Annotated in this window: 14 protein-coding genes; 6 read left to right on the forward strand and 8 right to left on the reverse strand. The window is 68.1% G+C overall.

Going from position 1 to position 24,803, the window contains the following annotated elements; all coding sequences use genetic code 11:
* The first annotated feature begins 183 nt into the window (after nucleotides 1–183).
* The gene (locus tag HUA76_RS25150) at nucleotides 184–507 is read left to right on the forward strand and encodes a hypothetical protein (protein ID WP_174462299.1); all 324 of its coding nucleotides are present in this window, start codon (nucleotides 184–186) and stop codon (nucleotides 505–507) included.
* A gap of 209 nt (nucleotides 508–716) precedes the next feature.
* Here HUA76_RS25150 and HUA76_RS25155 read toward each other — a convergent pair whose 3' ends face one another.
* The gene (locus tag HUA76_RS25155; RefSeq protein WP_141645177.1) at nucleotides 717–950 is read right to left on the reverse strand and encodes a hypothetical protein; all 234 of its coding nucleotides are present in this window, start codon (nucleotides 948–950) and stop codon (nucleotides 717–719) included.
* Nucleotides 951–1,220: 270 nt separating this feature from the next.
* Here HUA76_RS25155 and HUA76_RS25160 point away from each other — a divergent pair, with 270 nt between their 5' ends.
* Nucleotides 1,221–2,144, forward strand: a complete 924-nt coding sequence (locus tag HUA76_RS25160) for an alpha/beta hydrolase-fold protein (protein ID WP_174462300.1) — start codon at nucleotides 1,221–1,223, stop codon at nucleotides 2,142–2,144.
* An 11-nt stretch (nucleotides 2,145–2,155) separates the two neighbouring features.
* Here HUA76_RS25160 and HUA76_RS25165 read toward each other — a convergent pair whose 3' ends face one another.
* The 4 genes from HUA76_RS25165 to HUA76_RS25180 form a co-directional block, all read right to left on the reverse strand.
* Nucleotides 2,156–9,148, reverse strand: a complete 6,993-nt coding sequence (locus HUA76_RS25165; protein ID WP_174462301.1) for a type I polyketide synthase — start codon at nucleotides 9,146–9,148, stop codon at nucleotides 2,156–2,158.
* 108 nt (nucleotides 9,149–9,256) lie between these two features.
* Nucleotides 9,257–10,867, reverse strand: coding sequence for an NAD(P)/FAD-dependent oxidoreductase (locus tag HUA76_RS25170; protein WP_174462302.1), 1,611 nt, complete (start codon nucleotides 10,865–10,867; stop codon nucleotides 9,257–9,259).
* Nucleotides 10,868–10,879: 12 nt separating this feature from the next.
* Nucleotides 10,880–11,923 (reverse strand): fatty acid desaturase, encoded by a 1,044-nt coding sequence (locus HUA76_RS25175; RefSeq protein WP_174455141.1) that lies wholly within the window; start codon nucleotides 11,921–11,923, stop codon nucleotides 10,880–10,882.
* Nucleotides 11,924–12,057: 134 nt separating this feature from the next.
* Nucleotides 12,058–12,735, reverse strand: coding sequence for a TetR/AcrR family transcriptional regulator (locus HUA76_RS25180; protein WP_141645172.1), 678 nt, complete (start codon nucleotides 12,733–12,735; stop codon nucleotides 12,058–12,060).
* A gap of 236 nt (nucleotides 12,736–12,971) precedes the next feature.
* On the opposite strand from HUA76_RS25180, the gene HUA76_RS25185 reads away from it, so the two are divergent.
* From HUA76_RS25185 to HUA76_RS25200, 4 genes are all read left to right on the forward strand, one after another.
* Nucleotides 12,972–14,165: an efflux RND transporter periplasmic adaptor subunit gene (locus HUA76_RS25185; RefSeq protein WP_174462303.1), complete on the forward strand. Its 1,194-nt coding sequence runs from the start codon at nucleotides 12,972–12,974 to the stop codon at nucleotides 14,163–14,165.
* Nucleotides 14,166–14,177: 12 nt separating this feature from the next.
* Nucleotides 14,178–17,309, forward strand: a complete 3,132-nt coding sequence (locus HUA76_RS25190; protein WP_141645171.1) for an efflux RND transporter permease subunit — start codon at nucleotides 14,178–14,180, stop codon at nucleotides 17,307–17,309.
* 144 nt (nucleotides 17,310–17,453) lie between these two features.
* Nucleotides 17,454–18,932, forward strand: coding sequence for a hypothetical protein (locus tag HUA76_RS25195; protein ID WP_174462304.1), 1,479 nt, complete (start codon nucleotides 17,454–17,456; stop codon nucleotides 18,930–18,932).
* Nucleotides 18,933–19,068: 136 nt separating this feature from the next.
* Complete coding sequence (locus HUA76_RS25200) at nucleotides 19,069–20,565, forward strand: pectin acetylesterase-family hydrolase (RefSeq protein ID WP_174462305.1); 1,497 nt, start codon at nucleotides 19,069–19,071, stop codon at nucleotides 20,563–20,565.
* 12 nt (nucleotides 20,566–20,577) lie between these two features.
* Here HUA76_RS25200 and HUA76_RS25205 read toward each other — a convergent pair whose 3' ends face one another.
* Genes HUA76_RS25205 through HUA76_RS25215 form a run of 3 tightly spaced genes read right to left on the reverse strand, consistent with a single transcriptional unit; the run spans nucleotide 20,578 to nucleotide 24,649 of the window.
* On the reverse strand, nucleotides 20,578–21,738 hold the full coding sequence (locus tag HUA76_RS25205; protein WP_174462306.1) for an STM4014 family protein: 1,161 nt from the start codon (nucleotides 21,736–21,738) through the stop codon (nucleotides 20,578–20,580).
* Nucleotides 21,739–21,744: 6 nt separating this feature from the next.
* Nucleotides 21,745–23,106 (reverse strand): WGR domain-containing protein, encoded by a 1,362-nt coding sequence (locus HUA76_RS25210; RefSeq protein WP_174462307.1) that lies wholly within the window; start codon nucleotides 23,104–23,106, stop codon nucleotides 21,745–21,747.
* A 46-nt stretch (nucleotides 23,107–23,152) separates the two neighbouring features.
* The gene (locus HUA76_RS25215; RefSeq protein WP_174462308.1) at nucleotides 23,153–24,649 is read right to left on the reverse strand and encodes a hypothetical protein; all 1,497 of its coding nucleotides are present in this window, start codon (nucleotides 24,647–24,649) and stop codon (nucleotides 23,153–23,155) included.
* Nucleotides 24,650–24,803 lie beyond the last annotated feature (154 nt).

Genomic DNA, 24,803 nt, shown 5'->3' on the forward strand with positions numbered 1-24,803 from the left:
ATGGCAGATGGCACCCTACAAGTCCCAGTGGTGCGGGGGAAGCGCGTTATCGCGCAGCTTTCCAACCCGAATGCATCACTTGGGTGGTGGCGTGCTCGGCGTGACAGTCCTGGGCAGGGGTGCCTGGGCCGAAGCGAGGGTGGCGTCCATCATGGCAACTCCTCTCATCCGAAGGAGTCGCACATGCGCATGTCTCGCCTTGCCATCGCGGTGACCACGTTTTCTTTCCTGTCCCTCGCGGCCTGTGGAGGTGTGGAGGCCGCCGCCGATGCACCGGACAGCACGGCGCCTGTGAGTGTGGAGCAGGGCATTGGCATTCCACCCAACTGTCCGAACAATGACCTCGTGTACTGGCTGGAGAACGTCCAGGCCTGTGTCGCGAAGTGCGGCACGACTCGGAAGAACGGGCAGCCCGCCACGCTGTACGCGGGTTGCCAGTCGAATCTGACGCAGACGCGCACCCTCATCGATGTCAGGTACTGCGTCCCAGATTGCGAACTGGCGTGACAGACACTGTCCGGTCAAGCGCTGCAAGCACTCGAATCACTCAGCGGGTCTCTTGCAAGGAACTGGAGCGGCGTGGACGGCAATTTTGATATTCTTGCAATGCAGTAACTGTAGTCTTGACCGCTCCGGAGGGGCGCGAGCCCAGGACGTTCGAGGAACGAGGGACTCGCACTTTTGTGCGAGTCCCTTCCTGCGGTCATCCCGAGATGTCAGCCGCAGGTGCCCATGCCACGGCGCTGACAATCCGCCGTGTTGATGCAGAACGAACCGTCGACCGAACATCTGCCAATCAATCCCGCCTGCTCGCCTGACGTGAGCGTGGCGGGGTCCTCGGCAAACGCGCCGCCTACGGAAGGCGGTGGAGACTGCATGGACGTGGTGGCGAACAGGCCCGTGGTGAGGGCCATCATCATCGCTCCTCCAGCAACCAGCTTTCGCATCATCAGTCACTCCTGGGGTGTGAGGCGGCGGGAATGATGCGCCCGAAAGGCGTCAATCCAAGACAGGAAGCTTCCAGGGACTGTCGCTCGACCGACAGCGCATGAAGGGATTGCTGGAGGGTTGTGTGTGGGTGTGATCCGAAACTGCTGGCTCCTGGAAACATTTGCACCTGAGTTGTAGTGGTTTCCCTGGTTTCGAGCGGTCGACTTTCGCCATGGGTTCGGGTTGTGCAGACTCAGGGAGGATTCAGGCGCTCATCGAGGGAGAACACCATGCGGCTTGGAGTGATTGCGCTGTCCATCGCGATGTGGACCGTCGCCTGCGGAGGCGGCGTCGAGGATGAAGGGTTTGAACAGTGGGGCGCGCAGTCCGCGAGGCTCGTCATCACGACCGAGGACCAGGTCGTGGCGCGACTGCCCGCGAGCACAGGGGCGATTTATGGCTATGCGGAGTACCTGCCGCCCGGCTACCTGACCTCCCCCAACACTTCGTATCCGGTCATCATCCACTTGAATGGCCTGACGGAGTTCGGCACCTCCACCACGGAGGCAAACCTGCTGGAGGTCGTCTCCCGGCATGGGGCGCTGAAGAAGATTCGGACCACGAGCGAGGGCAAGGCGTACTTCGGCCAGAAGCAGGTGATGGTCTTCTCGCCTCGCGCGCCGACGAACTGGGTGCCAGCGGACCTGAACGCCTTCGTCGACTTCCTGGTGGCCAACTACCGCGTGGACCCGACGCGCATCTACCTCACGGGCCTCAGCTATGGTGGCTACGGAAGCTGGAAGTATGCGTATGAGTACGGCCACCGGCTGGCGGCGCTCGCACCCATGGCTACCAACATCGGAGCTCCGGGCCCCACCATCACCAAGCTGTTGAACGTGCCGGTTTGGGCGGTGCATTCGTATGCGGACGGCTCGTCGCTGTCCGCCGAGCGCTCCTGGATGCAGGGCGTGACGAAGAACTACGGACAGTTCCAACTGGTGGCGGTGGCGCAGTCGACCACGACGCAGACGTACCTGTTCCCCGGCGCATCCAGTCCCACGTGGACGTCACAGGCTGGGGTGGTGGCGACCGGAACGGCCATCGGTCGCCTCACCGTGCTGCCGGGCTCAGCCCACGACTGCTGGACGCAGCAGTACAACAACTACGCGTTCTGGGATTGGCTCCTCGCGCAGCAGCGCGCTCCGGTGCCCTGAGTCCGTGAAGCTCAAGCGGCTGACTGCGCGCGCTGGACCTGTCCCAGCATCAGGGTGGACAGCTCGCGCAGGGAGGGGCCGCTCACCACTTCCATCGTGGAGACCTTCACGCCCAGCTCGCCTTCGATGGCCGTGACGATTTCCAGGGCCATGATGGAGTCCATTCCCAGTTCACGCAGTGGCTGGGCCGTGTTCAGCGCCCCGTCCTGCGTGCGCATAACCCTCGCGACGATCCGAGACAGCGTCCGGGTGATGAACTCGCGGCGGGCCTCGTCATCGAGCCCCCCGAGGGCGCGCTCGATGAGCCCGCCACTCCGCTCCGCGTCGGCAGACGACTCCGGCGTCTCCAGCAGTCCAACGAGCCGGCGTGAGCCGCTCCAGGGAACGAGCGCCGCGCCCAGGCGATTCCAGTCCACGTCCGCGATGGCCAGTTGCACGGGAGGGGCGTCCAGGACGCGTCCGAGCGCCTGGAGCGCGGCGTGGGTGGACAGGCCTCGCAAGCCCAGGTGTTCCAGGTGCTGGGCCACGTGGGCATTGCGCGCGACGAGCCCGGCTTCACCCAGCGCACCCCACTGAATCGCCGTCGCCGCCAGTCCTTGCTTGCGGCGGTACACCGCGAGTTGGTCCAGGAAGCTGTTGGCCGCGACGTAGCTCCCCTGTCCCGCGTTGCCGATGAGCGAAGAGATGGAGGAGAAGAGAATCAGGTGGTCGAGTGGCAACGCTCGGGTCATGAGGTGCAGGTTCCAGGCTCCCTGTGCCTTGGCGGCCATCACCCGTTCCAGCGAGGCCCGGTCCAATCGCTCCAGGGGCTTGTCGTCCAGTGCGACCGCGCAATGGAAGACACCTCGTAGTGGCGGCAGCTCGGCGTGGAGCCGCGCGAAGATCTGCTCCAGGTCCGCATACCGGGCCACGTCCGCCGCGAGCGCATGGACCACCACTCCCTGAGCACTCCATGCGGCAAGGGCCTCGCGTGCTTCTTCGGACTGGGCCCCCCTGCGGCTCACCAGCACCAGGTGCCGCGCTCCTTGCTCCACGAGCCAGCGCGCCACCTCCAGGCCAAACCCTCCGAGGCCACCGGTGACGAGGTAGGTGGCGTCCGGTGCGAGTCGCTCGCGCCGCGCGGGCTGACGCACACGCAGCGCCGGGTCCTTCAGGGAGATGCACACCTTGCCGATGTGCTTGCCGCGCGCCATGGCGCGGAAGGCTTCTTCCACCTGACTCGCCGGAAAGGAGCGCGAGGGCAGGGGACGGAAGCTCCCCTCCTCGAAGCGTTGCATCACCTCCTGGTACAGCTCGCGCACTTCTTCGGGTCGGCTCTCCAGGAGTCGGTCGAAGTCCACGGCCGCGTACATCAGGTTCTCGTTGAACGGGCGCAGACGGAGCAGCTCATCCTGCTCGAAGCTGGCCTTGCCCAGCTCGATGAACCGGCCGAACGGCGCCAGACAGTCGAGGCTTCGCGTCATGACTTCGCCGGGCATGAAGTTCAGCACCACGTCGACTCCGCGCCCGCCCGTCCAGGCGCGCACGTCCTCCGCGAAGCTCACGTCCCGGGAGTTGCTGATGTGCGTGAGGCCATGCTCGCGCAGGTACTGACGCTTCTCTTCGCTGCCGGCCGTCGCGATGATGTCCGCGCCACACCACCGGGCCACTTCGATGGCCGCCAGGCCCACGCCACCGGTGGCGCCATGGATGAGGATTCGCTCGCCCCGGCGCAGCCGGGCCACGCGCACCAGGGAGTGATACACGGTGAGGAAGACGATGAGGTTGGCGCCCTGTTCGAACGACAGGTGCTCGGGGAGCTTCACCACGTGGCCCGCGGGCAGCACCACGTGTGACGCGACGAAGCGCGGGGCGACGCCGTAGACGCGGTCTCCGACAGCGAAGTCCGTCACTCCCGCACCCACGGCGCTGATGCGTCCTGCGCCCTCCATGCCGATGGCGTCGCCGATATAGGTGTTCTGCTTCACGCGCGCCGAGAGCAGGCCCAGGGCCTTCATGATGTCCTTGAAGCCCAGGGCGGTGGTCTCCACCTCGATTTCGACTTCACCGGCATCGGGAGCGCGGCGCGCTCTCGCGACGAAGCCGAGCGTGTCGAGTCGGCCTTCCTCTCCCAGCACCAGCTCATGGCCCATGCCCTCGGGGACCGGCTCCAGCGGTTGGGTTCGCGAGAGGGCGGGGGACGTCATGAGAGAGCCGCGCACGAGGCGCGAGGCGTGGAACAGCCCACCGCGCTCGGCGACCTCCTGCTCCGTGCCCAGCCCGCTCAGGCGGACCAGCAAGGCCTCCACGCTCGACGGAGTCGCGTCCAGGTCCACCCAGGTGAGGCGAAGGTCCGGCCGCTCCGTCATGGCGGTACGGGCCAGCCCGAGCAGTGGTGCGTGTTCCAGCGAAGGGAGGTCCGACGGTGTCGGCGCAAAGGGGCGAGGTGTTGCGCCGAGCGCCATGCCTGCCGCCGAGCCGAACTCCGGCCGCTCCGTCATGGCGATACGGGCAAGACCGAGCAGTGGCGCGTGCTCCAGCGAAGGGACGTCTGGCTGTGTCGGCGCGACGGAGTGGATTTCGGAAACCCGTGAGGCTGCCTCCGCTTCGTCGAGCACGGACTCGGCGCGCGTCGTGACCAGGTAGTAGCGCTCGACCCGCCCTGGGCGCAGCGATTGGAGCACGCGCAGGAGGGCATCCGCAGCATCCGTTCCGCGCGTCACTGGAGCCTCGCTCTCGGGCGCTGAGTCCAGCCAGCGCAAGTCCACGAGCCGCACCCGCTCTTGCTCCATCCGCGCACCGAGAACGGCCTCCAGTGCCGAGGTGTCAGTGGCATGGTGCCAGCCACGCGCCCCTGACTCGGGCAGGGAGCCACCGAGCACCACCCACGTCACCTCTTCACGCACCTCCGGCTCCGAGGGCTCGATTCGCTCCCACCGCCGCAGGTACACCGAGCGCTCCAGGAGCGTCTCTTCGTCCGAAGCGGCCCGGGGCAACAGGCGGCAGGTGAAGCCAGTGACCTCGGCCACGACGGTGCCGTCCTCGTGCATCAGCGTGATGTCACCGCGCAGGGTTCCTCCGCTCACGGACAGGAGTCGCCCGTGGGCAATCAGCTTCCGACCCGGGAGTGCGAGCAACTGGATGCGCTCGATGCCCGTGGGAACGATGTCGTGGTGCGCATCCTCCGTCGCTCCCGCGATGAGGCTGTGGAACGCCGCATCGAGCAACACGGGGTGCAGGTGGTAGCCGCGCTCGTCCACGGAGTCGGGGAGGGCAAGTCGCGCGAGCACCTCCCCCGGCGCGCGGTGCAACGCCACCACGGCGCGGAAGGCGGGGCCGTAGCGCAGCCCTCGGCGCTCCAGGGACGCGTACAGCGCCTCGGGTGTCGTCAGGTCCGACAGCCTGGCCTGGAGCGTCGCCACGTCCACGGTCCGGCTTCCCCGCCCCGAGGAGACGAGCTTGCCTCGCGCGCAGACCACGGGCTGCTGTTCCTCGTCCTGTCGCTGAACGAGGAAGCGGGAGGTCTCCGAGGAGAAGCTCAGGCGCACTCGCGGGTTCGCGGCTTCCCGGAGCAGCACCGCCGACGCGAGCTCCAGCTCCTCGATGCAGCAGCGCGCATCCCCCGTGAGCGCGTGCCGTGCCGCCAGCGCCAGCTCCACATGCCCCGCGCCCGGAAAGAGCAGGCTCCCGGCCACCTGATGGTCCGCGAGATAGGGCAGTGCCGCGAGGCTCAGCTCCGACGTCCACGTGGGTGACGGGCCGGGCTCGGAGTCCACCAGCATCGGATGTCCCACGAAGGCGCGTCGCCGGCGTGAGGAGCGGAGGCTCTCCTCCCAGTAGACCTTGCGCTGCCAGGGCGTGCGCGGGGCTCCCGCGAACGCTCCCGCTCCGAAGTAGCCCTGCCACGAGACACCCGCGCCCAGCACATGGAGCCTCCCCAGCGCGGTGGCCATCGTCTCCTGCTCGGGAGTCTCTCGCACGAGCGACGCGAGGACCTCTCCGCGGGCCTTCGACGCGCTCAGCACATCCCGGATGGACGAGGCCAGGACAGGGTGCGGTCCCACCTCGACGAACGTTCCATGCCCGTCCACCACGGCCTGCTGGAGCGCCTCCGCGAAGCGCACGGAGCCTCGGACATTGTTCCACCAGTACGTCGCGTCATGGCGCTCGGTCTCCACCATGAGTCGCCCCGACACCGTCGAGTAGATGGGAATGCGCGGCGCGCGGGGGCGCAGCGGAGTCAGGGCGGTGAGCAGCTCGCCCTGAAGCGGGTCCATGAGGGGGCTGTGATACGGCACCTCCACCTGGAGGAAGCGGTGGAATCGCTGGGTGGAAGCCAGCTCCGCGGCCACGCGCTCCAGCGGTGCTCGCTCCCCCGCGAGAGTGACAGAGCGCGCGCTGTTGATGGCCGCGACGGCGATGCCAGGACCATGGCGCTGGACCTGGTCGAGCGCTTCATCCGGACCGAGTCCAACGGCCAGCATCGCCCCCTGTCCCGCCATCCGCTGCTGGAGCCTGCTGCGGTGAAACGCGGTGAGTAGCGCATCCCTCAAGTCCAACGCCCCGGATGCCCAGGCCGCGCCGACCTCTCCGATGCTGTGTCCCACCACGGCGTCGGGAATGATTCCCCATGAGGCCCACAGTCGAGTGAGCGCCACCTGCAGCACGGCGTTGGCGGGCTGGGCCACCTCCGTGCGGGTGATGCGCGAAGATGCCGCGTCCCGCGTCAGCTCCTCCGCGATGGACCTGCCGGAGATTTCGCGAAAGAGGGCGTCGCATTCCTCCACGGCGTCACGGAAGACGCGCTCGGTGGTCAGGAGCTGTCGCCCCATCGCCCACCACTGCGGGCCCATCCCCGTGTACACGAAGAGGAGCTTGCGTCCCTCGGGCGGCTCCGCGACGAAGTCCAATCCGGGCACATCGCGCTGGCCGTTCGCGAAGGCACGCAGTGTGGCCACCAGGGCTTCCCGGCTCGTGCCTCGGACGGCCAGGCGATGGCGCGGGTGCGAGCGGTGCACGGCTGCGTCGCGGCAGAGTTGTTCCGGTGTGCCGCGTCCCGCCTCCAGCCAGCCGGCGTAGCGGCCCGCGAGCTCGGCAAGGGCTTCGGGCGACTTCGCGCCCAGTGGCAGCAGGTGAGGGCGTCCCTCGGCGCGTCGGGGTGTCAGGGTGGCCAAGCGCGGGGGCGGCTCGGCCAGGACGACGTGGGCGTTGGTGCCTCCGTAGCCAAAGGAGTTCACGCCCGCGACACGTGGCTCCGTCCCGCGAGGCAAGGACTCCGGACGCGTGGGGATGTGCAGCCCGAGTGCATCGAGCGGAATCCGAGGGTTCACCTTCTCCAGATGCAGGTGGGGTGGGACGGTGCCGTGTTTGAGGACGAGGGCCGCCTTGATGACGCCCGCCACTCCCGCCGCCGCTTCCAGGTGGCCCAGGTTCGTCTTGACCGAGCCCATCCGGCAGCGCTCTCCATCCGTGCGGCCCACGCCTGTCACCGTGCCGATGGCGTTCGCCTCGATGGGGTCTCCCACGGGCGTGCCCGTGCCATGTGCTTCGACATACGAGACGCGCAGCGGGTCGACGCCGGCCTTCGCGTACGCCTCGCGCATCACCGCCACCTGGGCTTCCGCGTTGGGCACGGTGATGCCCGGAGTCCGTCCGTCCTGATTCACGGCCGTGCCAAGGATGAGTGAATGGATGGGATTGCCATCGCGCAGCGCGGCGGACAGGGGCTTGATGACCAGCACCGCGGCGCCCTCGGCACGCACGTAGCCGTCCGCCTGGTCACTGAAGGCGTGGCAGCGTCCACGCGGGGACAGGAACTTCCCCTTGGACATGGTGACCTGGGTCTCTGGAAGGAGGAGAACGTTGACGCCGCCCACGAGCGCCGCTTCGCTCTCCTTCGCCCACAGGCTCTGACAGGCCAGGTGCAGCGCGACGAGCGAGGACGAGCAGGCCGTGTCCATGGAGACGCTGGGGCCTCGCAAGTCATAGAAGTACGACAGCCGATTGGAGAGCATCGTCAGCGTGCTCGCCGTCGCCGAGTGGCTGTCGAGCCGCTCCCGGTTGTCCGGGCTCGCGTGCAGGATGAGGTTGTCCATCATGAAGCCGCCGACGAAGACGCCGGTGCGGCTGCCCGCCAGCGCGCTCGGGGGCACCCCCGCGTCCTCGAGCGCCTCCCAGGAGACCTCCAGCATCAAACGCTGCTGTGGGTCCAGGGCGTTGGCTTCGCGCGGGGTGATGCCGAAGAAGCCGGGCTCGAACTCGCGAAGGTCCTGCTGGAGCAGGCCCGCGCGCTGGACATAGCTGCGCCCGGGGGCCCGGCCCGAGGCATCGTGGAACTTCTTCGGGTCCCATCGCTCCTCGGGGATGTCGACGATGCACTCGCGCCCCTCCATCAGCACCTTCCAGAAGCTGTCCGTGTCCTCGATGCCTCCGGGAAGCCGGCAGCCGATGCCGACGATGGCCAGGGGCTCGCGCGAGGCTCCGGGTACAACGGCGGCACTTGCGCGAGGCGGGTTCAAACCGAAGCGGCGGCGCAGCTCCTCGGTGGGCTCCGGGCTGCGGGCTTCATGTCCCAGCACACCCTGGATGATTCGAGAGGGAGGGACGGTGCCCTTCGCGTCGCGGACGACGGCGCGCACCTGGGCGGTGGCCACCGGGCGGTCGGGCTCCGAGGGGCGTCGGAACTCCTGCTGGAAGTAGAGCCATTGCTCGTCCCACGCCACCAGTCGCGTGCCGAGTTCGTACTTCTCGAACAGGCGCAGCGAGCCCCGGAACTGGAGCGACGTCTCTCCGACGGGGACGACCCAGCGGTGTTGAAGCAGGTCCGACAGGAGGCCCGCGCGCACGAGCAGGTCCACGCGGCCCAGGTCCATCATCGCCAGATAGCGGCTGTTGTTCATGTGGCCAAAGAGGTCCAGGTCCGTGGGCAGGACGCGCCACTGCGTGACGCTTTCCTCCAGGGGGCCCAGCCGTCCTCGGGTCTGTCCGCGCAGGAGGGTCTGGAGCAATCGGAGCGAGGGCTTCATGGTGAGTCCTTTCGGGCGAGGCAGGGGCGTCCGGACATGCGCCGGCGCGGCGGTCACCCGGTTCACGGGTGCCGTCAGAAGAGGTGGAGGGAGGAGGCGTCGCGACCGTCAGGCCGCGCGGAGCGAAGAAGACTGGCGGACGATGTCGCCCAGGACGTTGCGTCGCAGGATGACGGAGGCGGCGAGGACGCCGGACATGAGCGATGCGCCCACGCCGACGGAGACGGCGTCCTGTCCCACGAGGAGCAGGTCGCGGATGGGAAGCCGCGAGCGAAGCCAGGGCTGCCGGAAGCGCTCCGGGCTGTGCTCCAGTCCGTAGATGGAGCCCTGCAAGCGATTGGAGAAGTGCGCGGTGCTGAGCGGCGTGGACAACTCCTGGTGCTCCACCCTCCCGCGCAGCCGAGGGAACTGGGCGAGGACGACGGAGAGCAGTCGCTCGGAGAGCTGGGCTTTGAGGGCCTCGTACTCGGGCCCTCGCCGGTGCCAGCGCGTGCCCTCCCATTTCTCGAACCAGGCGTAGGGCACGGGACACAGGGCGGTGAGCGTGGAGCGCCCCGGGTGGCGCTGAGCCCACGAGGGGTCCCTCGCGGACGAGGAGCTCAGGTAGACGACGGGAAGCGGCGCCGAGGCCTCAGCCCTGAACGCGCGCAGGTTCGCGTCGTGGTCATAGCCGGCATGGACCCACACGTTGGTGGCGGGCAGGCCCACCTCCTCGGGTGTGCCTCGGAGGCCCAGGTACAGACCGAGGTGTCCGATGGACTGGGGAATCCGTTGGAGGGCTCGCACGGCCTCGGGAGGTCGCCAGGCCTCCGGGAGCAACACCCCCAGCGTCTGCGCCGCGCCCGCGCCGCTGACGACATGCCGGGCCAGGAGCTCTTCGCCGCTGGCGAGGCGCACGCCCAGGGCACGACCGTCTCGTACGAGGATCTCCTTCACCTCGGCACGGACGCGAACCTGTCCCCCGGCGCGGGTGATGACCGGGGCGATGTGGCCCAGGATGCTTCCGGCGCCACCCACGGGATAGCAGCCGCCCTCCAGGTAGTACTCGGCCATGAGGGCGTGCATGGCGAAGCTGCTGTCTCCGGGAGGAAGGGCGTAGTTGCCCCACTGGCCGGTGAGGACACCCAGCAGGCGCGAGTCCGACGTGAGCGAGCGCAACACGTCCCGCGTCGTCCGGTTCGAGTGGCGGCGGAAGGGCCAGCCGAGCGCGGGATAGGTGAGCGGCGTCAGCCAGCGGGGGAGGACGTGCTGGATGAAGTAGCGCTGGGATGCTCGCTCCACGCCGCGCAGCAGCTTCAGGTACGTGGCGATGGCCTTGCGTTCGGCGGGGAAGGCGCGGCCCAGCTCGGCCTCGAACGCCTCCGCGCCGGTGACGAAGTCGTAGCGCTGGTCGTCGAAGACGAGCCGGTCATAGACGCGGTCCATCCGCGCCCAGCCGAGCGCTCCGTCGGTGACGAAGTCGAACACGCGTCGCAGCGGGGCGTCGGGGTCATGCAGCTTGCCCAGGCAGTGCACGCCGACATCCCACTCGTAGCCCTTGCGTTGGAAGGTGTGGGTCATTCCTCCGGCGACGGAGTGGCGCTCCAGCACGAGCACCTTCAGGCCGTGCCGCGCGAGCACCGCCGCCGCGCCCAGTGAGCCGATTCCCGAGCCGATGAAGATGGCGTCGAAGGACGCACCCCTCGCGGGCGCGTCAGCGCGTTGAGAAGGAAGTGTCATGGAGTGAACCTTTCAGTCCCGGGCCGGCGCGGGAGGTGTCGCGGTGGCCAGACGCCAGAGCAGCGCGGGGAGGCCGACGACAGGCCTCAGGAAGAAGTGACGCCGCTGCTCCGGGGTCAACAGGCGGCGCAGGAAGAAGTGCAGACGAAGCTGCTGGTACCAGGGCAGCGCGGGCGCCAGGTGATGCGCCAGATGACACGGCTGTCCCCAGGGCCCGCCTCCGAGGAGCAGCCCCCAGAACCCCAGGCCCAGCTCTCGCGTTCCATTCACCCGGTCCAGGGGCATGAAGAGGTGCTCGGTGCTCTCGCGGAGCCGGTCCAGGACGAAGCTGAGCCAGCTGCCGACGAGGAACAGCGCCACCCCGGTGAAGAGAAAGCCATGCAGCCAGGTGGCCAGCACCGCGCAGAGCGCGAGGTACGCGTTGGTCAGCGCGACGGAGAGCTGGCGGCTGCGAGTGTGTTCCTGGGGCCGCCACGGGAAGTAGTCCGAGTGGCTGAGCATGGGCGCCAGCGGGAGCAGGCTGCCCAGGAGCCGACGGAAGCGGACGAAGTGGGTGAAGGAGCCGTCGTCGGGCGTCCCCAGGCTCCGGTGATGACTCGCATGGGCCTCCGCGTAATGGAGCGGGTCCGCGAGGAAGAGCCGACAGGCATTGTTCGCGAGCACCCGCAGCCCCCGCGCCACGCGGCCCCTGCCGAGGATGAGGAGGTTGTGCGCGGCGCCCTCGTGGACGCTGAAGGTGACGATGCCGCACACCAGAAAGCCATGCACCGCGCCCGACACCATCCCCGCCAGCACCGTGCCGCCAGGGGTCGACAGGGGCCACGGCAGGAGGGAGGGCAGTAACGTCAGGGATAGCAGGTCCGCCGCGAACAGCCCCAGGAGCAGGAGCACGTTGACGGTGTCATGAAGCGCGGGGTGCGCGCGGAACTGTGATTGATAGTCGCGGGCCCGGTTCCGGATGGCGTCGAGCTGCGGCTGGGTGAGGACGGGAAAGGCTCCGAGCGCGAGCTGCTGGTACGCGGCGGCCCGCTGCTGGTCATCGGGATTCAGATTCATGGAGTGGAGAGCCGTGGCGACAAACGCTGGAGGTGCAATCAGGATGTATTTGATTGCACCCCGGCTCAACTCGCATGGCTGCTCACATTCGCGTCTCCGAGGGGAACGGGGGCCTCGGAGCGTGCTCCACGGGCCTATTGCTCATATTTTTGTCGAGGCGCGGTGGACGTGTGCGGCGGGTGGCTGAGTGCCGCGGGCTCCAGGCGGAGGTAGCCGAGCACGAGCGCGCACAGCTCCTCCGGGAACGCTTCGTTCGTGAGGTAGTCGGGGCGGTCCATGCCCGCGGAATGGCAGAGCGCCTCCAGCGTGTGGACGATGATGAAGACGGCCATGTCCAGCTCACGCGGACGGATGTCCTCCAGTCGCGCCGCGAGGAAGGTTCTCACGAGACGGGAGAGCTGTTGCTCGAAGGTGTCCACGTAGCCCAGCGGACGCAGCACCGGCAGCAGGACATGCCGGAGCGGATCAAGCTGGGAGCGCAGCCGCTTGCTGGAGAGGATCTGCTGGATGATGGCGCGGACCGCGATGTTCAGCGGCGCCGAGGCGAAGTCGCGCAGCGCCGTCTCGAGCTCCGCGAGCCACCGCGTGCCGTGGTGCTCCAGCACGGCGAACACCAGCCCCTCCTTGTTCGGGTAGTACTGGTAGAGCGAGCCGATGCTGACGCCGGCCTCCTGCGCGATGTGGTTGGTGGTCGTGGCCTCGTAGCCGTCACGGATGAGGAGGCGGGCGGTGGCGGTGAGGATGGCATCGCACGTGGCCTGGGCCCGCTGCTGGCGAGGGTGCTTCCGACGAGAAGAGGGGGTGCGCGGCATCACGGCTCCTTGAGCTGTCCCCAAGCATTTCAAGGAGCGGTGCTCACGGTCCAATCGGGATTTCCAGCGCCTTGTCAGACTACCGGGGGCACTTTCGTAAGTGTCCAGCGATTTTCGCCCCGTGGGGTTCGCTCCAATGTTCGTCAGGTTTTGGTGGCAGGAACCCACGCTTTCGATAGAGGAAGGGGCGCGCTGATGGCTGGCGCCCTGTTCCCATCCCCGCTCCCGAGGTTTTCATGTGGTCTCGCTCGCGCTCGCTCCGGCTGGCGCTCGTTGGAATGTCGTCCTGCGCCGCGCTGCTGGCCGCCTGTCAGAAGGCAGCCCCGCCGCAGGAGTCCTATGGGCCTTCCCAGGTCACCGTCGTCACCCTGAAGGCGGAGTCCGTACTCCTGACCCGGGAGCTGCCGGGTCGTACCAATGCCTTCCTCGTCGCCGAGGTGCGGCCCCAGGTCAACGGGCTGGTCCAGCGCCGGCTGTTCACCGAAGGGGGCGTGGTCAAGGCAGGCCAGCCGCTCTACGAGCTTGAGGACGCGACCTACCGCGCGGACTACGGCAGCGCCAGGGCCGCGCTCGAGCGTGCCCAGGCGACCTTGACGTCAGCTGCCCTGACCGCCAAGAGGTCGGCCGAGCTGACCCGGCTGGAGGCCGTCACCGCGGCGGACAACGAGAAGGCGATTGCCGCCCTGGGCCAGGCGGAGGCGGACGTGAAGGCCGCCCAGGCCGCGTTGCAGCGAGCGAGCGTGACGCTGAACTACGCCCGCATCACCTCACCCATCGCCGGGCGCATCGGCAAGTCGTCGGTCACCCAGGGCGCGCTCGTCACGGCCAATCAGCCGACGGCGCTCGCGGTGGTGCAGCAGTTGGATCCTCTCTACGTCGATGTGAGCCAGTCCAGCGGCGAACTGCTGCGGCTGCGCAAGGAGCTGAGCGCTGGGACGCTCAAGAGCACCGACAGCACGCCGGTGACCATCCTCCTCGAGGACGGCAGCCGCTACGAACACCCGGGCTCTCTGACGTTCTCCGACGTGACGGTGGACCCGGGCACGGGCAGCTTCGCGCTGCGCGTGACGGTGCCCAACCCCGACCAGTCCCTGTTGCCCGGCATGTACGTCCGCGCCCTCGTGGGCAACGGGCTGCGCCAGCAGGGGCTCCTCGTGCCTCAGCAGGGCATCGCCAGGGACCCGAAGGGAAACGCCACCGCCCTGGTGGTGGGCAAGGACGGCAAGGTCGAGCCGCGCGTCGTCCAGGCCAATCGGACGGTGGGCGACCGGTGGTTGGTCGACAGCGGCCTGGTCGAGGGTGACCGGGTCATCATCGAAGGCCTCCAGAAAATCCAACCGGGGATGCCGGTCCAGGCGACCGAAGCCCCCTCGACTGTCGCGAAGCCAGGGGAAGCCGAACCCCTGGTCCCCGCGAAGTCCCAAGAGTGACCGGACCTTCACATGGCACGATTCTTCATTGATCGACCGATCTTCGCCTGGGTTCTGGCGATCATCATCATGATGGCCGGCGCGCTGTCCATCACCCAGCTTTCCATCGCGCAGTACCCGGCCATCGCGCCCCCCACGGTGACGGTGAACGCCGTCTATCCCGGTGCCTCCGCGAAGGCCATCGAGGACTCCGTCACGCAGGTCATCGAGCAGAGCATGAAGGGGCTCGATGGGTTGCTCTACATGTCGGCGACGAGCGAGTCGAACGGCTCGGCCAACATCATCCTGACGTTCCGCAACGGCACCGACCCGGACATCGCGCAGGTGCAGGTGCAGAACAAGCTGCAGCTGGCGACGCCGTTGTTGCCGCAGACCGTGCAGCAGCAGGGCATCTCCGTGAGCAAGGCGAGCACGGGCTTCCTGCAGGTGATTGGCTTCGTCTCCGAGGACGGCAGCATGTCGGGCGACGACATCCAGGACTTCGTCGCCACGAACATGGTGGACCCCATCTCCCGCGTTCCCGGAGTGGGCGCCACCCAGGTGTTCGGCACGAAGTACGCGATGCGCATCTGGCTGGACCCGAACAAGCTGGACACCTACACGCTGACGCCGACCGACGTCATCGGCGCCATCCGGGCCCAGAACCAGCAAGTGGTGGTGGGGCAGCTGGGTGGAACGCCCGCGGTGCAGGGCCAGCAGCTCAACGCGACGGTGACGGCGCAGGACCGCCTCCAGACGGCGGAGCAGTTCCGGAACATCATCGTGCGCGGCAATTCGGAAGGCTCCCTGCTGCGGCTCGGGGATGTGGCCCGGGTGGAGCTGGGCTCCGAGGACTACAGCGTCATCAGCCGCTACAACGGCAAGCCCGCCACCGGCGTGGCCGTGTCGCTGGCCACGGGCGCCAACGCGCTGGAGACGGCGCAGGGCATCACCGCCGCGCTGGAGGAACTCAAGCCGCTGCTGCCGAAGGGAATGAAGGCGGTGGTGCCGTTCGACACGACTCCGTTCGTGCGAGTGGCCATCATGGGCGTCGTCTCGACGCTGCTCGAGGCCATCCTCCTGGTGTTCCTGGTGATGTACCTGTTCCTCCAGAACTTCCGCGCGACGCTGATTCCGACCATCGCGGTGCCCGTGGTGCTGCTGGGGACGCTGGGGGTGCTCACCGCGTTGGGGTACTCGGCGAACATGCTGACGATGTTCGCGATGGTGCTCGCCATCGGTCTGCTCGTCGATGACGCCATCGTCGTCGTCGAGAACGTCGAGCGACTGATGAGTGAGGAGGGCCTGTCTCCCCTGGAGGCCACCCGCAAGTCGATGGATCAGATCACCAGCGCGCTGGTGGGCATTGGCGTCGTGCTGTCCGCGGTGTTCGTGCCGATGGCGTTCCTCGCGGGCTCCACGGGGGTCATCTACCGGCAGTTCTCGGTGACCATCGTGACGTCCATGGCGCTCTCGGTGCTGGTCGCCATCGTGCTCACGCCGGCGCTCTGCGCGACGCTGCTCAAGCCGATTGCGAAGGGACACCACGCGAAGGAGACGGGGTTCTTCGGGGCGTTCAATCGCGGGTTCGACAAGAGCAATGCGCAGTACCAGCGGGCGGTGCGCGGAATCCTGTCGCGGAGCAAGCGCTTCATGCTCGCCTTCGTCGCGATGGTGGCGGTGATGGTGGTGTTGTTCCTGCGCCTGCCGAGCTCTTTCCTTCCTTCCGAGGACCAGGGCTTCCTGTTCGCGATGGTGCAGACGCCCGTGGGTGCGACGCAGGAGCGCACCATGAAGGTGATTGAGCGGGTGGAGCGGCACTTCCTCGAGAGCGAGAAGGACACCGTCAACGCGATGTTCAGCGTGCAGGGCTTCAGCTTCGGTGGCAGCGGCCAGAACGCTGGCGTCGCCTTCATCAGCCTCAAGGACTGGGCCGAGCGGAAGGCGCCCAATCTCGGCGTCAACGCCGTGGCGGGCCGGGCCATGGGGGAGCTGGCGCAGATTCAAGATGCGCTCGCCTTCGCCTTCCCGCCTCCCGCGGTGGCGGAGTTGAGCACCTCCGCGGGCTTCTCCTTCTTCCTGAAGGACAACGTCGGTCTGGGCCACGAGGCGCTGACCGCCGCGCGCAACCAGTTCCTCGGCGCGGCGTCGCAGAGCAGCCTGCTCGCGAACGTGCGCCCGAACGGACAGGAGGACACGCCCCAGTTCCGCGTCGACGTCGATGTCGCGAAGGCCTCCGCGCTGGGGCTCGCGACCGCGGAGATCAACAACACGCTCTCCGTGGCGTGGGGTGGGCAGTACATCGACGACTTCATCGACCGGGGTCGCGTCAAGCGGGTGTTCATCCAGGCCGATGCGCCTTTCCGGATGGCCCCCGAGGACTTCAACCGCTGGTCGGTGCGCAACATGAAGGGTGAGATGGTTCCGTTCTCGGCCTTCGCGAGTCCGCGCTGGGGTTCGGGTTCGCCTCGGCTCGAGCGCTTCAACGGCGTGTCGGCGATGGAGATGAACGGCGAGGCCGCTCCGGGCGTCAGCTCCGGCGTGGCGATGGCCGAAGTGGAGCGGCTGGTCTCCCAGCTTCCGCCCGGCGTGGGCCTGGAGTGGACGGGGCAGTCGTACCAGGAGCGCGCGGCGGGCGCGCAGACCCCGTTGCTCTACACGCTCTCGCTGCTGCTGGTCTTCCTCTGCCTGGCGGCGATGTACGAGAGCTGGACGATTCCCACCGCCGTGCTGCTCGTGGCGCCGCTGGGAATTCTCGGGACGGTGCTGGGAAGCACGCTGCGGGGCATGGACCGCGACGTCTACTTCCAGGTCGCGATGCTGACGACCGTGGGACTCTCCAGCAAGAACGCCATCCTCATCGTCGAGTTCGCGAAGGAGAACCTCGACAAGGGCATGGAGTTGATTGAGGCGACGTTGAGCGCGGTGCGCTCGCGTCTGCGGCCCATCCTGATGACGTCGCTGGCGTTCGGCTTCGGCGTGACGCCGTTGGCGATTGCGTCCGGCGCGGGCTCGGGTGCGCAGCGGGCCATTGGCACCGGCGTGCTCGGTGGCATGATTGTCGGCACGCTGCTGGGTATCTTCTTCGTGCCGCTGTTCTTCGTCGTCGTGCAGCGGTTGTTCAACCGACGCAAGCCCGTGTTGGACACGCCTCCCGAGGCCTGAGTCGAAAGGCTTCCAGGCTGGAGTCCGCCTTCGTGGCGGGCTCCGGCCGGGGGCGGGTTTTTGTGGAAAGACTCACGTCAGGGCATTCTGGCGATGACGTCGATAACACCCTCAGGGGCCGGACTGAGCACGTAGAGGAGCAGTATGACTCCCTTTCGTTACTCGCCACTCCTGGCCACCGGTTTGTTCCTGCTCTCCACCGCCGCGCCTGCCTCGACGAATGAGGCGGGGAAGGCGACGGTTGGTATTCGCGGGCATCGGCATTTCATTCACCACACGTCCGAAGGCAAGCAGAAGGTCCCCGTGGACCTCTCCTCGGTTCCCATCGAGGCCTGGGCTCAAGGCGCCGATGGGAGCTTCTTCCATTACCCTGGCACGGGCGCTTCTGATGGAACCTTCGTCGTTCCAGGCATCCCTCCAGGCGCCACGTATACCCTTCGTATCGGGGATGAGCTGCCCTGGTTCTCCAGTGTCGAGCGCCGACTCGACCTGAGCGAGCACAAGCTCGGGCGCGTGGGCCAGCGGACTCCTGACTCCTCCACGCACCTGGTGTTCGACGTAGGGGCCATGCGCCCGTGGCTTCCTGGTGACCTGCTCCAGCTCATCTCCGCCAACGCGGGGATGGTCGTCATCGACTTGCATGGGGGGTTCGACGAGGGCGCGCCGACGGCAGGCGACACCGAGTTGGCCCAGGCCTCATTCAACCTCGCCTGGTCTTCGGAGAACCGGCTGGTGGATTCAGCCCAGGGTGATTCCGCGATGCTGACCCACCTGGCGACCTCCGCCACGGGCGACTCCCGGTCGCTGACGGAGGTCTTCATTCCGGCTCCCTTCACCACGCCGGAGGGGCAGAGCACCCTCTTGCAGGGAGGTTTCACGGAGGTTGCCCAGACGGAGCAGCTCTCCTACGAGTTCCACGAGGCGGCCTTCACGCCCGCTATCGCGGATGTGCATCCCCGGGCCGAGAGGACTCCAGGCCGCCAGCCGGAGCTCGGTGTGAGTGTCCTGCCCGCCGGCAAGGGCCCTGGCTTCTTCTCCAGCATCCCAGACCTGCTCGAGGCGGACCTCCACGAGGGCTCGCCCGCGCTCCCGCTCCGTTATGGCAATCCCTTCCCGCGGGAGTGGCCGGCGGTCGTGAGTGTCGTCTATCCCGTCAGTGTCACCTTCGCGCTGGCAGGGACGCAGCCCACCCGGCAGAGCGCGGGCGTGTCGTATACGAACCTCCTGTGGAAGGTCGAGGGCCAGCCCCTGGCTCCGCTCCTCACGCCCGTGCGGAGCCTGAGCATCGATGGTGCCGTGGCCACGGTGGACCAGACGATGACATCACTCACGCCGACGCTGAGCTGGTCCGCTCCCGCTGCCGGAACTCCGTCCGCGCATGAAGTCTCCATCCGGCGGCTCTTCGTGTCGGGTACGCGCACCGTCGCGGCACTCGGCGTCAGGATTCGTACCGCCCAGTCTCACGTCACGCTGCCTCCAGGCGTGCTCGTCCCCGGCGCGTCCTACATCATGAGCGTGCGGGCCTTCCGTCAGGGCGACCTGGACCTCTCGCGCCATCCCCTGCGCACCGCCTTCCCGGTCGCCAACGCCACGGCCTTCACGGGAATCCTCACGACGCCGTAATGAGATGACCGCTCCTGGGGGACGCGTGATTCGGCGCGTCTCCCAGCCCGGTGCCACGGGCCAGTCCGCGGGTTCTCTCATTGAGAATCGAAACAGGACCTCCGCAACTCTCTGGAGTGTCGTGGGTTGAGAGGGAATGCGCTCCCTCCTCCTGCTGCTCCCCGTCGTCCTGACCTGTGCCGCCTGTGGTGGGGCGGAACCTCGCCATGCGCCCCTCTCCGAGGAGGGCACCACGGGCCCAGCGCTCGAAGCCGTGGCGACGGCGTGTGTGCCTGGAACCTCGGTATCCTGCTCCTCGCTTGCGTCCGCCTGGTCCGGGGGAACGGCCACCTGTCGGCCCTCGGGCAATGGCTACAACGTGACCGCGTGTACTCGCGCCGGCAATCCCATGCGCCGGTTGACGGAGACGGTGCGCCCGGCGCTTCGGGACGTCCGCTGGACGGATGCCCGGTGCAACCTGGGCGACGAGTTCGTCCTGGAGGTCACCTTCCCCCCAGTTCCTCCGGGAGGGGCTCTTCCGACGCAGTGGGTGCTGCGCCTCGAAGGCGGTGGCTTCTGCGCGTTCGACAGCGAGAGTCCGCTGGGGGGCTGCGGCAATCGAGCCATCGACCTGGTGTCGTCGGTGAACCTGCCGGCGGACCGGGCGCTGCGTGAGCGCGAGCCCGCGAGCCCCGACGACTTCAGTGGCGCCATCGATGTGCTTGGCCATTACTGCTCGAGTGACTTGTGGACGGGTACGGCACTGGATGCGCCCGACATCACCTACAAGGGGACGCAGCGGGATTGGCGCTTCATGGGGGCCTACAACGTGGAGGCGATGCTCGCCGTGCTCGTCGAGCGGTATGGCCTGGACGACAACAAGCCGCTGCGCGTGTTGTGGCGGGGCGGCTCGGCGGGAGGCTTTGGCGCCTTCAACAACACGCATCGCGTCGTGAAGCGACTCCCCAAGGCCGCGAAGGCGGGACGGCTGCTTGTCTTTCCGGGCGCCGGGTACCTGCCGCTCGACTGGAATCATCCAGACTATCCCGTGCTGGGGATTGGCTCGGGGCTGGAGGCCTTCGAGCAGTTGACGAGCATCTGGAAGTCTTCGCTTACTCCGTCCTGTGTGGCCGCGCGGACGCCGGGGGACCCCGTACATCCTCCGCACGAGTGCATCAGTGGTCCGGTGCTCTACGACATCATCACCGCACCCGTGTCGGAAGGGGGCTTCGACCTGCCCACGCTTGTCTGGCAGAACCGCCAGGACCAGCTCTACATGTCGAACACCGGGCTGCCGTTCCAATCGACGACCAACACCCCGGCGGAGCGCGCGGCCCGTGCCACCTGGGTGGAGTCCATGAACCGGGCCATGGGCATCACCGGAGACAACACATCGTCGCGCATGAAGTGGCTCTTCGCGCCGAGCGACCCCGTCGTGCTCCGTGCCAACGGCACCACCGAGCCGAACGTGCATGCGGCACTGCTCTACAACAGCGACCCGCCGACGGGGCCCGCCAACTCGCTCACCTCGGTACTCTCGCGGTTCTGGAACACGATGCTCGACTCGGCTCCAGGGCGCGGTCGCGCCACTGGCGAGGTGCACACCTTCGATTGCAACTGGGTGCCCTCTCGCGACGCCACGGGCTGCGACTGACGCCGGTGAGCGTCACGGGCTGAGAGGAGAGGCATTGGCACGAGCCAGTGCCAGTGCCTCGCGAATCTCCCACTCGTAGACGCTGAATCCCTCGCGCTGCAGGCCGGGCAGCAGGTCGCCGAAGGCGTTCGCCTCCACCACTCGGTGCCCGGTGAAGTGCTCCTCGAACATCAGGTCGATGCCCACGTGAAGGCAGTCATGGGCCCGCGCCACCACGCGGCAGCTCTCCATCGCGGCCTTCCATTCGTTGCGCGGAACCGCTGCTTCCAGCTCCTCCGGCTCTCCACGCCAGCCGCCCAGGTGCAGGTTGGTGATGGGGCCTCGGCTCTGGCGCACCACCGTGAAGGCGGGCTCCCCACCCACGGTGAGCACCCGACAGTCGAAGGTGTCGCCGCCCAGTCGCGCCTTGGGAATCGAGCGCTCCACCTGTGAGCCCTCGCGCAGCAGGAAGCCCAGCACGTCCTCCACGCGCTCCGGCTCCGTGATTCGACGCACCTTGAGCGAGTTGTACCAACCCGTCGGTGCCTGCTCGATGGTGGTGACCAGCGACTCCCGCTCGCGGTGTCTGCGGAAGATGGCCAGACACGACGCCGACGAGCCGCAGGACACCTTCACGAAGACCTCGCGCCAGTCCTCGTCGTCCATCCGCTCGCGCAGCGAGGCCACGTCCGTCACTCCGTCCAAGGGCTCCGGCACGGGCACACCCAACGCCGCGTACCTCCGCGAGGTGATGCGCTTGTCGAACAGGTCGGCGATGCTCGCGGGCGACTGGAGCACCCTCCAGCGAGGCCGCTCCCGGAACACCGCCTCCAGCTCGGAGAGGACTCGCAGAAAGCCCAGGTGTCCCTGGCGTGGAGCCAGGATGCGCCCGTGGTCCTCGACGAGCGCGTCCACGTCCTCCGGCGCGAGCACCTGACAGCCATGCTCCAGCGCGTCTTCATGGCCGCGCTTGAGCAGCGCCTTCTCCACCTCCCAGCTCTCCCCCGCGGCGTCGATGCGGACGAAGGCGTCCGTGTCGGGCAGCCGCGCGAGGAGGGCGGGGTGCTTCACCAGCTCCCGCCAGGGCACCACCCTCGCGGGAGGAAGGCCCTGGCGGGCCAGCGCGTCCTGGAACAACGTGACGCGCCGGTTCTCGGCGTTGCCGATGAGGATGAAGTCAGGCACCGCCGTCATGGAGTGCTACTCGCCCACCGCCGCGTAACGGTATTCCTCGTCGTAGTCACGCTGGCTGCCCGCCGCCACCGTCGCGGCCAGCTTCGCCACCAGCTTCTCGCCGGCCTTGGTGAGCGTGTTCTCCGTCACGTCCAGGTGCTTGAGGTGCTTGAAGGCCGCGGCGTTGTCCGCGAGCGTCTGCGCGCCCGTGTCCGACAGACAGCCCATGGACAGGTCCAGCTTCTCGAGCTGGGGGAGGATCTTCGCGGTGGGCAGCGCCTTCGCCAGCTCGTCCGTGAACTCCGAGTTGCGCAGGCCCAGCACCTTGACGTTCGACAGGCCCCTGCCGTCGAGGATGGGCTGGATGTCCTCCACGCCGCCCTCCGCGCCGTAGTTCTCCGAGCCGAACCAGACCTCCAGCTTCTCCAGCTTCGGCCAGTTCGCGCTGGCGATGGACTTCACCGCGCCCAAGGGCAGGCCGCCCGTCTCCATCGAGAACTCACGCAGCTCCGGCAGGTCAATCTTGCCCAGGTCCGCGTCCGCGCCGCGCAGCCGCAGCGAGCGCAGGTTGGGCAGCACCTTGTAGAGCCCCGTGACGTCGTTGATGTACGACCAGGAGATCTCCGTCTCGTCCGGGTACTCGAAGTCGCCGAGGAACAGGCTGCGCAGCGTCGGCATGCCCTTCGTCTTGACGATGGCCTCGACGACGCCGGCGTAATAGTTCTCGCCCTCCATATCCACCATGCCGATGGTGAGCGACTGGAGGAACTTCGCCGAAGGGTGCGCGAGCAGCTTCACCAGCGTCTCGGGGACCTCCAGCTCGGAGTCGTAGTCCTTCTTGCCCAGCCGCGCGTCGCGGATGAAGCCCAGGTGCCACTCCACCTTGAGCTCCTCTTCGGACCAGGCCTTGGCCAGTCCACCGAGCAGCAGCGCCTTGTGCTTCTTGATGTGCGCGGTGATCTGCCGCTTGAGGGTGGAGGCCTCCGTGCCCTCGGCCTTCGACACCGCGTGCTGCAGCGCGACCAGCTCGCCGCGCGGGTCGCCCTGGCTCTGGAGCCAGTCGCCGTAGACCAGGTACGCGTCCACGTTGGCCGGGTCCTTCTGGATGGCGGCCTCCAGCTCCGGGTTGGACTTGCCCTCGACGCTCGGCGACTCGTCGTCCCCGTCGTCGCCCCCTTCACCGTCGCCCACCAGCTCGTAGCCCTTCTTCTCCTTCTCGCGGACGAGCTTGTCGTACTCCTTCTGCGCCGCCTCGGGAGAGTCGAAGGACTGCGTCTTCTCCTGGCCGTCGGTATCGATGCGGCCCCATCGCGTCGTGAAGGACTTTCCTTCGAACGTGATCTCCCAGAACTTGTTGGAGCTGCCTTCCTTGAACTCGTACCGCGGCATGGCCCGTCCTCTCCTGCGCCAAGCGTGGCGCTTCCCGGACCGGACGCTAGAGAAGCCCTCGCGCAAGCTCAAGCGTCGTTCCGGTCCAGGCCTCCCATGGCGTCTCGGGAGGGCCTCCCTCGGCGCCAACTTCCGGGATTTCACGCGCGGGTGAAGAAGTTCCCCGGCCCGGCACATGGAGCCTCGGGCTCGGCTCGCTCAAGTCCAGGTGATGCACCCCCACGCGGGCGGGCACCTTCGTCGTGTCGAGCCGCGTTTGACGGGTCGCGTCGAGCAACAGCACGTCCACCCGGGCCCGCTTCGCCTGCACTGCCGCGTTCGCCAGCACCTCGTCGGAGTCTCGTGGGGTGAGAATCTCCGCGGTCCCCCGGGCTCGCCACTCGCGCAGCAGCAGCTCGCACAGGCCGCGCTCCGCCTCCAGCGGGTGGGGCCCGTCGCCACCCCAGGGGAAGGCGACCTGGAAGCGCAGGTCCTGGTCTCCCAGCCACACGGACAGCCGGCGCACCAGGCACAACACCAGTCCCATGGCCACCACTGCGCGCTGCCACCGCACGCCGGTGTCCTTCACCCGCGCGTCCGCGAGGCTCGGCGGGAGGACGAAGGTCACCACGCGGCGACGACGCACGGCGAGGCTTTCGTCGCGGGTGTAGTAGAGCAGCTCGCCCTCGACGTAGCGCACGTCGAACAAGTCCAGCGTGGGCTCATCCTCCATGTAGACGAGCTCGGAGGTGACCAGGTTCTCCAGGCTGCCCACGTTGGAGACGGAGGAGAACCCGCCCTGCGGAAACGCGGCGTCATCCTCCATCGCGGTGGGCGCGGGGCCGGTGGACACGGGGCGTGCGCGGAGGCGGGGCGGAAGGGCGCGCGAGAGGGCCTCGGCGGCTTCCACCGCCTGCTCCAGCGCCAGCCGCTGCGCCTTGCCCTGGAGGTGCTCCAGGTTCTCCAGCGTGAAGGCTTCCGCGTCACCCAGCAGGGCACTCGCGCGCCGGGCCCCGGTGCTGAGGGACTCGTAGCCCTGGGCCAGTTGCTCCAACGCGGGGCCGGGCTCGCGCAGGGAGATGTATCCGGATGACAACAGTTCCCCAGGTGGACGTTCCAGGACGCGCCGCGCGAGGGCGGGGCTCACGGAGGTGCCGGCGGTGAAGCCCATGCGGGAGAGGAGGCGGGCCACGAGGAAGGCCACGCCTCGGGGCCGCAGCGGCTCCGGCAGGCGGGCGAGCGCGGCGGACACGGCCTCCAGGTGAGGCTCGGCGGCGAGCCTCGCGAGGACATGGTCGTCGTAAGCGCGCACCGCGGCGCGAAGGCGGGGCAGGGTGTCGGGGATGGGCAGGGATGGGGCCAGGGGATGGCCGGCGACGAGCCTTCCCAGGTCCGCGACCAGCGCGGGTGGCGGAAGCGTGGGTGTCTCCGCGAGCGTGGCCAGGAGCCAGGGCACGCTCGTGGCGAGGGACTCCGCGTCGAGGCCTTCTTGTCGCGCGAGGGTGAGCCCGGCGCACAACCAGCGTTCCGTGTCCTGGGGGCCTCGCGACTCCACTGCTGCCATGCGTCCTTTCTGTATCACTTCCGAAGGTGCCCGATGGAGGGGCGTGTCGGCGCGCGGAGGTGATTCTGGGGACTTTCGGCAGGGGGCCCAGGGGCCGAGCCCTGTCTTGCGATGGACAGCCTGCTCGGACCGAGGGGCAGTTGCTCCGTGCTTC

This window comes from Myxococcus sp. CA056, assembly GCF_013336715.1.
GTDB lineage: Bacteria > Myxococcota > Myxococcia > Myxococcales > Myxococcaceae > Myxococcus > Myxococcus llanfairpwllgwyngyllgogerychwyrndrobwllllantysiliogogogochensis.